The organism is Spirulina sp. 06S082, from assembly GCF_034932145.1.
Classification (GTDB): domain Bacteria; phylum Cyanobacteriota; class Cyanobacteriia; order Cyanobacteriales; family Spirulinaceae; genus CCY15215.
This window is the reverse complement of record NZ_JAYGHV010000379.1, coordinates 1-975: the sequence shown is the minus strand read 5'-3', so window position 1 is coordinate 975 and position 975 is coordinate 1. Positions and strand designations below refer to the sequence as shown.

Here is a 975-nt window from a genome sequence, read left to right as displayed (position 1 = left end):
ACTCAGATCTTGCACCAAAAAAAGTTGATAGAGATGATTGAAGGCTAAAATGCTTGTGTGGAGGTGCTTTGAGGGATTTTTCTCTTTTAGGGATAGTGTTTTCTTAAATATTAGTAAAAAATGAGAAAGCTCTAGAATTTATGCAAGTTAATATAGCGCTTTTTAAAATAAAGAAATCAGAATTTTGTTTATCAACAAAAAACTCTCGAATCTATTTTGAGTTTATTGCTACAAGGAAAAGCACAAATTCCCCATGATTGTCAGACCAAATCTGAAAGTGCGATCAGCCGTTTTTTGAATCATTATAAATGGTCAACACGTTCTTTAATTCGTAAGGTTCGTTCTTTCATTCTCAATCTAATTTTTTCTCAAAAAAAGGCTGGAAGAAAACCTATTTTACAAGTTATTGTCGATCTAACAACGCTGGAAAAAGTTGGTAAATTTCCTCATCTTCAAAATTTAGTTCGAGTTTATAATCATAAGAAAGGATTACATAAAGGTTTCAGAAGTCAAAAAAAGAGGACAACAAGTTTACCTAAAAGGCTTAAATTTTCCGGTTTGGCTATCATGGGTTTGGTTAAAACGGAACGGAAAAAGAATTCAACGATTTGTAATTTCTACTAAACCGATGAAAGGGAAAACCATCACTAGGTGGGGAAAGCGAAGATGGCAGATTGAAGGTTTTTTTAAAACCAGTAAGCATCAATTTAGTCTTCATCGATTTGGGCAAAAAACTTTGTTGGGTGTTTATCGTTGGTTGATTCTTTCTTTGATTTCTTTTTTGTTAGCTTATTGGGTTTATTTGTATTTAGGATATCAAGATAGTTTAGATTGGTCTGACAATGCAAAATTTGCATTAATTCTTCTCTTTCCTCATCTATTATTGCTTTCTCTTTTGAAACAATTAGAGTTACTTATTCCTTGGTTACATGAGCGGGGTTTTGAACTTTGTCTTATGAGGTGCAAGATCTGAGT

Annotated in this window: 1 protein-coding gene; it reads left to right on the top strand. The window is 32.6% G+C overall.

Annotated elements, in window-relative coordinates; translation table 11 throughout:
• Window positions 1-472 precede the first annotated feature (472 nt).
• Complete coding sequence (locus VB714_RS27565; protein ID WP_416309759.1) at window positions 473-973, top strand: transposase; 501 nt, start codon at window positions 473-475, stop codon at window positions 971-973.
• The last annotated feature ends 2 nt before the right edge of the window (window positions 974-975 follow it).